Source organism: Mycobacterium sp. E1386 (genome assembly GCF_001672745.1).
In the GTDB taxonomy this organism is placed as follows: Bacteria; Actinomycetota; Actinomycetes; order Mycobacteriales; family Mycobacteriaceae; genus Mycobacterium.
Genome location: NZ_LZKH01000155.1, coordinates 1 through 8785, shown reverse-complemented (window position 1 = coordinate 8785; position 8785 = coordinate 1). Strand labels below are relative to the sequence as shown.

The following is an 8785-nucleotide window of genomic DNA, read 5'->3' as shown; positions in this document are numbered from 1 at the left end:
GCCTGGGTGTGCATCGGCGCGAGCGTGCTCGGCGTGGTGCTGTTGATCATCGACGCGTTGCAGGAGCGGCAGCGGCGCGACGCGGGCGGCGCGGCCCAGCAGGAGGACGAGGCTCAGGCCGAGGCCGGCGACGAGCCGGTCGACTACCCCGAGGACGCGCCGCACGAACCGGGCGGAGCTGACGCGGAGGCGACCGAACAGTCCGCGGTGTCGGCCGAGGGCCATGGCGACGAGGCCGCCAAGTAGCACTCAGCCGGTGGGTGTGGCGAGCGTCTCGCGCACCTCGTCGTCGCTGACCTGGTGAAAATCGCCGTACACCTGGCCGACGGCTTCGAATCCGGGCGGCATCGTCACGCATACCACCTCGTCGGCCTCGAGCCCGAGCTCGCGGCAGGTCGACGGCGGTCCTACCGGAACCGCGACAATTATCTTTTTGGGCGTCGAGCCGGCCCTGCCGGCTCGCACCGCTCGGACGGCGGCCAGCATGCTGGCGCCGGTGGCGATCCCGTCGTCCACCAGGATCACCACCTTGCCGCGGGGGTCGGACACCGGACGCCCGCCCCGATACGCGTTCTCGCGGCGGGCGAGTTCCGTTGTCTCGCTCTCGATCACGTCGCGTACTTCTTCGTCGGTGATGCGCAAGCTGGAAACGACGTCGTCGTTCATCACCAGGCCGCCGCCGCTGGCCACCGCGCCCATCGCGAGCTCCGACCAGCGCGGCACCCCGAGCTTGCGGACCAGGAACACATCCAGGGGGGCGTGCAGCGCCGCGGCGATCTCCCACGCCACCGGGACGCCGCCGCGGGCCAACCCGAAGACCAGCACGTCATCCCTGTCGCGGTAGGACATCAGCTGCTCGGCCAGCGCGTGACCGGCCTCGCGACGGTCACGGAACGTGCGCGTCGCAGTGCGCCGGAGGAATCCATTGGGTGTCATCGGTCGCATTCCACCCTACGGGCTTTCGTGGCGGCCGCGCCGGTCAGCGAACCCCGGTTTCTCCCGGGGCGTTCTGGCTCGCATTCGAGGCCGGCGCTGTCACGAGATGCTCGAACGTACCGGTCACGTCCAGGATGCGATCGAGGAATCGCGGCCGGTGGTCAAGGTGCAGGCGCACACCCGCCTGACAGCTGTGGCGATGCACGAGGAGGAGGGCGGACAGGCCCGCGGAATCGCAGAAGGCCAGTCCGGAGAGGTCGAGATGCAGGTCTGCCAGGGCGGGGTGGCGGCCGAGTAGTTGACCGGCGGCGTCGACCATGGCGTCGACGGTTTCGTAGACCAGGTCGCCGGAGACCTGTACGCACGCCGATCTTTCCGTCGTGGCGACGCTCAGGAACAGGTTCATCGTGACGCTCCCGGGCCGGCGACGGTGGCGAGGGCATCGTTTGCTACCCGCAGCAGGCGCTGGCTGCGTGGGAACTCCTTGAGTTGCGCGTCCAGCAAATCCAACGCGGGGTGAAGCGATGCCGCGGGAACGCCCCGGGCGGCGAGAATGTCGGCGGTCCAGGTGACGAAGTCGGCGAACAACGCGTCGTCGTCGGTGTACAGGCCGACGGTGAGGAAGTCGACGATGTGCGCGACGTCCTCGACGGTGTGCTGGCGCTGCGGTGTGGAGTAGGCGCGCATGGCGGGAAAGCGGTCCTCCAAATCGGCGACGGTGGACTTGACAAGCTGACCCGCGCTCCGGCTCACCATGGTGTACTCCTGGTCGGCCAGATGTGGCAGGTCATCGACCGGCTGTCGGCTGAAAGTGCGCCGAACGGCGGGGAATTCGCGGCGCAGGCGTTCGTCGGCGGTCCGCGCGTCGGGCGCCCACGCGTCGGCCCCCAGCTGCCTGGCGAAACGGCCGTCGCGGCCGAAGGCGGCCCCGCCGGCCAGGACGGGGAAACCGGCGGACTGGCACGCGATGATCGCGGCGTGCGCGTTGGGCAGCCGGGTGGGGATCGAGCAGGAGAGCGCCACGACGTCCGGTCCGTGCTGGTGCAGGTGGGCGATCAGGTGCGGGGTCGGGACCTGCGCCCCGAGGAAGTCGACGTGCCAGCCGCGCAGTCGCAGCACCTCTGCCAGCAGCCGGGCGGGCAAAGCGTGCCATTCGCCGTCCACGCACGCGAGAGTGACCCGGCCGCCGTGGGCGGGTACTTTGCCGGCGGGGTGGTGAGCCAGCGCGGCGATGACGCGGTCGTTGATGGCCGTGGCCGCGTGCTCCTGCGCGACGCTGATGCGGTTGGCGGCCCATTCGGTGCCCACCTTGTGCTGGATGGGAGCGATCACCTCCAGCAGCACGTCCTCGGGCGTCATGCCCGCATCCATCGCGGCGAACACGGTGGCTGCCGCCGCGTACTCGTCGCGGTTGGCGAGGGCCCCCCAGAGCCGCTCGCGGATCACGAGTTCCTCGCCGGCACCGGTCGCGCGTGCGGCGGTCGCATCGGTGTCGTAGGACCTCATGCCACGTACCTGCCGCGGGTGTGGCCGTCGACGGCGCTGAGGTGGGTGCGCTGCGGGGCGGTGATGGCGACGACCGCGATGTCGTCGTGCACGCGTTGCCCCACCCACTGCGCGGCCAGCATCAGGACGCGTTCGACGACGGCTTCGGCCGGCATGCCCGCGCATCCGGTCAGTGCGGCCGCCAGGCGCTCCTCGCCGAAGAAGTCATCGCCGAGCGGACCACCGCGGGCCTCGGTGATGCCGTCGGTGTACAGCACGCACGTCTCGCCCGGCGCCAGCGAAGTCTCGAACGACTGCACGGTGATGCGCTCCAGCGCGCCGACCAGCGTGCCCTTGGTGTCGGCCTCTTCCACCTGCCCGTTGTCGCGCACGATCAACGGCGGCGGATGCCCGGCGCAGGTCAACCGCAGCACCACCTGACCGTCCCGGTAGGCGACCGAGGCCAGGACCAACGTGGCGAACCGGGTGTGATCCGACGACAACATGGCGCGGTTGAGCAGCGTGAGCACACCCTCGTGGTCCTGCGCCAGCGGCGTCAGGGCCTGCAGCGTGTTGCGGATCTTGCCGGTCATCACCGCGGCTTCCAGCCCCTTGCCGCACACGTCGCCCAGCACCACCAGCGTCTCGTCCTCGGGCCGCGCCGCGGGATGGAAGTCGTAGAAGTCGCCGCCGACCACCTCGTAATCCTTCGAAGCCCGGTAGCCGCCAGCGAATTCGATGCCGTGCAGGCCGTGCAGCGGGGGAGGCAACAGGTCACGCATCAGGGTGCGGGTGATGGCGGCCTGTTCGGCATAGAGGCGTGCGGCGGACAACGCCGCCCCGGCGCGCGCGGCGAACAGGCCGGCGAAGAGTTCTTCGTCCGCGCTGTACCCCGGGCGATCGATGCGCCGAAGCAACACCAAAGCCCCCGCCGAAACCCCGTGCCCGGGCAGCGTCAGGATCATCACGGATCCCACTGGACCCGAGAAGTGTTGCGGCACAAGCCAATCCGGGACCGTCACGGGATCGATCCAGCCCGAGGATACCGGCGGGAATCCGTGCAGCGCCTCGCTCAAACCCGCCACCGTCGCCGGGTCGGCGCCGACACTGCACTGCTCCACGGGCCCCGCCGCACTGCTGTAGAAGACCGGCAGCCGCCGGCCGTGGCCCGCGGGAGCCACCAGCACCGCCGCGTCCGCCAGGTGCCGGGCGGCCATCTGCACCGTCGCTTCCCGGCAGCGGTCGACGTTGAGCGACGCGGTCAACACCGAAGACGCCTCGAGCAGGATCGCCGTGCGTTCCTGCTCGCGCGCCAGCGCTTCTTGCGCCTCCCGTAACAACTGGCCGGTGTCCTCGACCAGCGACCACGCCACCTCGCCGCTGGGCAGCACCGCTGCGTGCGCGTCGAATTTTCGACCCCCCACGCTTCCCGAGACGACGGAGGCGTTTCGATCGACCGCGCCGGGTTCAACTTGGACGAGGCGGTGGTGTGCGCGCGACAGCCAGTCGACGGACTCGTTGATCTGGCCGCCCTGCGTCGCGCCCGGCAGCAGGGACTGCGCCGACCCGCTCAGCGCCCGCACGATTCCCTCGCGGTCGATGACCAGCGTGGGGCACGGCACGGCCGCCCACAAAGCGTCGAGGTCGATCTCGACGCCTATGTGGGCACCATCATGCATGCGGTTGACCTGTCAACGCGGAAAGTTGATCTTGCTGACGTTACGCCGGCTCTAGGCGTACTGGGTTGGGGGAGAAGATCGTTCGTACTGGCCATGCGTCGAACGTGCAGAGAAGAGGCCTTTTCTCGACCCCGATAGCAATAACTCTATCAACACGGCCGGCGCTCCCGAGCTCCGACGCGAGAAGCGGCCCTGCGCCATGCGTGTCCGAGGGGGGACTTGAACCCCCACGCCCATTAGTAGGGCACTAGCACCTCAAGCTAGCGCGTCTGCCATTCCGCCACTCGGACAAGACCAACGAGAGTTGGCAGCTAAGGCTATCGGATTGTCTCACGCGCTCCCAACCCAGCCGGGCCGCTGAGCACCGCGCCCGGCGGCCCCGGCAATGGTAGGAAAGGTGGTTGTGACCGCCCAGACCGAGTTCCCGACCGGCCCAAGTGACGACGTCGTCGAGGTCGTCAGCAGGCTGATCCGGTTCGACACCACCAACACCGGCGAACCGGAGACCACGCGGGGCGAGGCCGAGTGCGCGCAGTGGGTCGCCGAGCAGCTGGCCCAGGTCGGCTACGCGCCCCAATATGTGGAGTCGGGGGCCCCGGGCCGCGGCAACGTGATCGCCCGCCTCGCGGGCGCCGACAGTTCGCGCGGCGCGCTGCTGATCCATGGGCACCTCGACGTGGTGCCGGCCGAGCCGGCCGAGTGGAGCGTGCACCCGTTTTCGGGTGCGGTCAAGGAAGGCTTCGTATGGGGCCGCGGCGCGGTCGACATGAAGGACATGGTCGGCATGATGATCGTGGTGGCCCGGCGGTTGAAGCAGGCGGGGATCGTGCCGCCGCGGGACCTGGTGTTCGCCTTCCTCGCCGACGAGGAACACGGCGGCACCTTCGGGGCGCAATGGCTGGTCGACAACCGGCCCGACCTGTTCGAAGGCGTCACGGAGGCGATCGGAGAAGTGGGCGGCTTCTCGTTGACCGTGCCCCGCCGCGACGGCGGCGAACGCCGGCTCTATTTGATCGAGACCGCCGAGAAGGGCTTGTCCTGGATGCGGCTGACCGCCCGCGGGCCGGCCGGACACGGATCGATGGTGCATGACCGCAACGCCGTCACCGCCGTCGCGGAGGCGGTCGCCCGGTTGGGCCGGCACCAGTTTCCCCTCGTGGTGACCGACACCGTCGCCCAGTTCCTGGCGGCGGTCAGTGAGGAGACCGGGCTGACGTTCGACGTCGAGTCGGGCGACCTGGCGGGGGCGGTCGAAAAGCTCGGCCCGATGGCCCGCATGCTCAAGGCCGTGCTGCACGACACCGCGAACCCGACGATGCTCAAGGCGGGGTACAAGGCGAACGTCGTCCCGGCCGTCGCGGAAGCGGTGGTCGACTGCCGAATCCTGCCGGGCCGCAAGGAGGCGTTCGAGGCCGAGGTCGACGAACTGCTCGGACCGGACGTCACGCGGGAATGGATCAAGGACTTCTCGTCGTATGAGACGAGCTTCGACGGCGATCTGGTGGACGCCATGAACGCGGCCGTGCTGGCCCTCGACCCGGACGGCCGCACGGTGCCCTATATGCTCTCCGGTGGTACCGACGCAAAATCGTTCGCGCGCTTGGGTATTCGTTGTTTCGGTTTCAGCCCGCTGCGGTTGCCGCCGGACCTCGATTTCACCGCGTTGTTCCATGGTGTCGACGAGCGGGTACCCGTTGACGCGCTGAGGTTCGGCACCGAGGTGCTGGCACACTTCCTGACACACTGCTGAAAGACACGACACGTAACGAGAGGATCGCTCATGAGCACCGCGCCCGACCCGTACGCCGCGCTGCCGCAGCTGCCGACGTTCACCCTGACGTCGGACTCGATCACCGACGGCCAGTCGCTGGCCAAGCCACAGGTCAGCGGGATCATGGGCGCGGGCGGAGAAGATGTCAGCCCGCAGTTGAGCTGGTCGGGGTTCCCGGGGGAGACCCGTAGCTTCGCCGTCACCGTCTACGACCCCGATGCGCCGACGGCCTCGGGATTCTGGCACTGGGCGGTGGCCAACCTGCCGGCCGACGTCACCGAACTGCCCGCGGGCGCGGGGGACGGCAGCGACCTGCCCGGTGACGCCCTGACTCTCGTCAACGACGCCGGGATGCGCCGCTACATCGGTGCCGCGCCGCCGCCCGGGCACGGGCCGCACCGCTACTACATCGCGGTGCACGCCGTGGACGTCGACAAGCTGGACCTCGGCGAGGACGCCAGCCCGGCGTACCTCGGCTTCAACCTGTTCCAGCACGCGATCGCGCGCGCCGTTATTCACGGCATCTACGAACAGAAGTAGCCGCTCGTCCTACCCCGGCCGGCTGTCGGTGTGCGGTCGCTTAGCCCGCCGGGCCACCGGACCTCGGCGCAGCCGAGCCAACGGCATCGCTGATCGAATCGAACCCGCCCTCGCGCAGCCGGCGGGCGATGCCGTCGTGAATGTGCTTGGGCCACAAGCCTCCTCCGTAGATGAAGCCGGTATAGCCCTGCAGCAGCGACGCGCCCGCGGTGATGCGCTCCCACGCGTCGTCGGCCGTCTCGATGCCGCCGACGCTGATCAGCACCAGCCGGTCGCCGACCCGCCCGTAGAGCCGCCGCAACACCTCGGCGGCGCGGCGTGCCACCGGCGGCCCGGAAATGCCGCCGGGTCCCAGCGCGTCGACCCCCGGCGTCCGAAGGCCCGCACGCGACACGGTGGTGTTGGTGGCGACGATCCCGGCCACGCCCAGCTCGACGGCCAGGTCGGCGACGTCGTCGAGGTCGGCGTCGGAAAGATCGGGCGCGATCTTGACCAACACCGGCTTCGAGGTCTCGGCGAGGACGGCCGACAGGATGGGCCGCAGCGACTCGACGGCCTGCAGGTCGCGCAGTCCGGGCGTGTTCGGCGAGCTGACGTTGACCACCAGGTAGGACGCCAGCGGCCCGACCAGGCGGGCGCTGGCCCGGTAGTCGTCGACAGCGTCGGCGGCCGGTGTGGACTTCGTCTTGCCGATGTTGACCCCGATCGGAATGTCGGGCCGGTGACGCGCGAGCTGGATCGCCAGCGCGCCGGCGCCGAGGTTGTTGAAGCCCATCCGGTTCAACAGGGCGCGGTCGGCGGGCAGCCGGAACATGCGCGGGGGCGGGTTGCCGGGCTGTGCGTTCGCGGTGACCGTGCCGACCTCGGCGTAGCCGAACCCCAGCGCGCCCCAGGTCATTAACCCCTTGCCGTCCTTGTCGAAGCCGGCCGCCAGCCCGAGCGGCCCCGGGAAGCGCACCCCGAACACCGTGCTCGCCAGCACCGGATCGGTGGGGCCGAACATCCGGTGCAACAGCCGCCGCGCTAGGGCGACGGCGGTGGCGCCGCGCAGCACCCCGAAGACCAGCGTGTGGATGCGCTCGGGCGGAACCAGGAAGAACAGCCGTCGCACCAGGCGGTACAAACCGCCTTCGCGCGGTTGGGTCACCGTCACAGTTCCGGTTGGTCAGGCCGCCGGTTGTTCAGCCGAGACTTCTTGCGGCGCAACAACACTCGTCGGCTGCCGTCGTTGTAAAGGCGCACCCGGGTCAGCTCCCAGCCCCGGTACTCGGCCTCGATGGACAACCGGATCGACGCGCTGAGGCGGGTCACCTCGGGCGGCAGGCGCAGCGGCACCCACTCGTATTCGTCGGACAGCTCGGTGTCCCAGCCCGCGGGCAACTGACTTCGGCGCGGCGCGGTCAACGCTTACCCGCCGCGTGTTCGATGACCTGAACCCCCGCACCGGACCCCGACACCACGTACAAGGTGTCTGACGCTTCGTCGAAGGCCAGTGAGTTCGGTTGCTGCACGGTCGGGTAACGCACCTTTTCGACGGGAATTCCGGTGGACAGATCGTAACCAACCACCATATTGGAAGCGGTCTGGGTTACCCAGCTCAACTCGCGGGATCCGGCCAGGCCGTACGGCGCCTGGGGCACCGGATAGGCCTGCCGCAAGATCAGCGGGTCGACGCCGTACACCAGCAGCTGGCCGCCCCGGGTGTCGGCGACCAGAACCCGGCCCCACGGGTCCGCGGCCATGGTGGTTGCGCCCTCGCCCGCCCGCAGCGCCTGGCGGGCTTGGCCGTCGGCGCCGATCGTCGTCACCGAGGTTTGCCCCCGGTCCAGGACCGCCGTCGTATTCCCTTGCGCGGCAAGCGCGTCGACGCGGGCGAAGATCTTGGTCCGGCTGCCGACGGTCGCGGTGTCGACGCTGCCCGGTGTCGGGGAGGCAAGGGTATAGACAGCCCCGTCGGCGCTGCCCAACACCAGTTTGCCATCGGCGCGCTGGGCGACCGCGGTGAAGTCGGCCTGCCCGGCGTCGGTGACGTTCACCTGCCTTGTACGGCCGGTGGTCAGGTCGACCACGACATAGCCGCCCCGGGCGGCCAGGAAGAGCGTGCCGTGGCCGTCGTCGGTCAGCGAGGTCGCCGGCCCCGGCAGGTCGATGACGCGCGGTGCGGCCTGCGGGTCACCGAAGACCGTGACGGTGGCAGGACCCGGCGGGGCGGCGGCGGGCGCCAGCACCGCCAGCTGCTGGGCGCCACCGTCGAACACCGCGGCCGTGGCGTGGGCGACCAGCGCGCGGACCACGCCGGCCGGGTTCTGCGACACCGGCGGCGACACGGCCGGCGCGGCCGGCTCGATGGTGGGCGGAGCCGATTTGAATGTAT

9 protein-coding genes, 1 tRNA gene and 1 pseudogene are annotated in these 8785 nt (G+C 69.9%); 3 read left to right on the top strand and 8 right to left on the bottom strand.

The window, feature by feature from the left end:
• Window positions 1–246 (top strand): hypothetical protein (locus A5709_RS28500; protein WP_197520168.1); only part of this gene is annotated, 246 nt, incomplete at its 5' end.
• 3 nt (window positions 247–249) lie between these two features.
• Here A5709_RS28500 and A5709_RS16085 read toward each other — a convergent pair.
• The 5 genes and pseudogenes from A5709_RS16085 to A5709_RS16065 form a co-directional block, all read right to left on the bottom strand.
• Window positions 250–945, bottom strand: a pseudogene (locus A5709_RS16085) (phosphoribosyltransferase); the annotation flags it as partial.
• A gap of 34 nt (window positions 946–979) precedes the next feature.
• Window positions 980–1342, bottom strand: a complete 363-nt coding sequence (locus A5709_RS16080; protein ID WP_068009539.1) for an STAS domain-containing protein — start codon at window positions 1340–1342, stop codon at window positions 980–982.
• On the bottom strand, window positions 1339–2442 hold the full coding sequence (locus tag A5709_RS16075) for a B12-binding domain-containing protein (RefSeq protein WP_082953294.1): 1104 nt from the start codon (window positions 2440–2442) through the stop codon (window positions 1339–1341). The genes A5709_RS16080 and A5709_RS16075 overlap by 4 nt, the downstream gene beginning before the upstream one ends.
• Complete coding sequence (locus A5709_RS16070) at window positions 2439–4100, bottom strand: PP2C family protein-serine/threonine phosphatase (RefSeq protein WP_067946701.1); 1662 nt, start codon at window positions 4098–4100, stop codon at window positions 2439–2441. The genes A5709_RS16075 and A5709_RS16070 overlap by 4 nt, the downstream gene beginning before the upstream one ends.
• 204 nt (window positions 4101–4304) lie before the next feature.
• Window positions 4305–4390 (bottom strand) — tRNA-Leu (locus tag A5709_RS16065).
• 95 nt (window positions 4391–4485) lie between these two features.
• Between A5709_RS16065 and A5709_RS16060 the strand changes: the two genes are divergently transcribed.
• Window positions 4486–5850: a M20/M25/M40 family metallo-hydrolase gene (locus A5709_RS16060; protein WP_068009536.1), complete on the top strand. Its 1365-nt coding sequence runs from the start codon at window positions 4486–4488 to the stop codon at window positions 5848–5850.
• Between the two features lie 30 nt (window positions 5851–5880).
• A complete protein-coding gene (locus A5709_RS16055; RefSeq protein WP_067946697.1) occupies window positions 5881–6411 on the top strand; it encodes a YbhB/YbcL family Raf kinase inhibitor-like protein in 531 nt (176 codons plus the stop codon).
• Between the two features lie 40 nt (window positions 6412–6451).
• On the opposite strand, the gene A5709_RS16050 is transcribed toward A5709_RS16055, so the two are convergent.
• From A5709_RS16050 to A5709_RS16040, 3 genes are all read right to left on the bottom strand, one after another.
• Window positions 6452–7534 (bottom strand): quinone-dependent dihydroorotate dehydrogenase, encoded by a 1083-nt coding sequence (locus A5709_RS16050; protein WP_197500955.1) that lies wholly within the window; start codon window positions 7532–7534, stop codon window positions 6452–6454.
• Window positions 7535–7560: 26 nt separating this feature from the next.
• The gene (locus tag A5709_RS16045; RefSeq protein ID WP_068120754.1) at window positions 7561–7815 is read right to left on the bottom strand and encodes a DUF5703 family protein; all 255 of its coding nucleotides are present in this window, start codon (window positions 7813–7815) and stop codon (window positions 7561–7563) included.
• On the bottom strand, window positions 7812–8785 hold a 974-nt coding region (locus tag A5709_RS16040; RefSeq protein WP_068120752.1), incomplete at its 5' end, for a YncE family protein. The genes A5709_RS16040 and A5709_RS16045, both read right to left, overlap by 4 nt.

Coding starts and splice junctions, on each gene's coding strand:
- A5709_RS16070 (WP_067946701.1), bottom strand. CDS start 4,100: ATGCATGATGGTGCCCACATAGGCGTCGAGATCGACCTCGACGCTTTG.
- A5709_RS16080 (WP_068009539.1), bottom strand. CDS start 1,342: ATGAACCTGTTCCTGAGCGTCGCCACGACGGAAAGATCGGCGTGCGTA.
- A5709_RS16075 (WP_082953294.1), bottom strand. CDS start 2,442: ATGAGGTCCTACGACACCGATGCGACCGCCGCACGCGCGACCGGTGCC.
- A5709_RS16055 (WP_067946697.1), top strand. CDS start 5,881: ATGAGCACCGCGCCCGACCCGTACGCCGCGCTGCCGCAGCTGCCGACG.
- A5709_RS16060 (WP_068009536.1), top strand. CDS start 4,486: ATGGTAGGAAAGGTGGTTGTGACCGCCCAGACCGAGTTCCCGACCGGC.